At 70.9% G+C, this 268-nt stretch carries 1 pseudogene; it reads right to left on the bottom strand.

From position 1 onward, the window contains the following. Window positions 1–268: pseudogene (locus tag ACFHWU_RS29610) on the bottom strand (acetaldehyde dehydrogenase (acetylating)); the annotation flags it as partial.

The following is a 268-nucleotide window of genomic DNA, read 5'->3' as shown; positions in this document are numbered from 1 at the left end:
GACCGGGTCGAACTGCACGGCCTGTTTGAGCCGGTAGCCGGGCACGTACCCGGCGACCGACGCCACCATGGCGTCCACCGAGTCGGCGACCGCGTCGGTGTCGACGCCGGCCGGGACCAGGCAGTAGACAGTGTCACGCATCAGCAGCGGCGGATCGGCCGGGTTCAGCACGATGATCGCCTTACCCCTGCCGGCACCGCCGACGATCTCCAGGGCGCGGGCGGTGGTCTGGGTGAACTCGTCGATGTTCGCCCGCGTCCCAGGGCCG

This window comes from Micromonospora sp. LOL_015 (assembly GCF_048060275.1).
Taxonomy (GTDB): domain Bacteria; phylum Actinomycetota; class Actinomycetes; order Mycobacteriales; family Micromonosporaceae; genus Micromonospora_E.
Note: the sequence above shows the minus strand (reverse complement) of the source record. Positions and strands in the feature narration are given on the sequence as shown.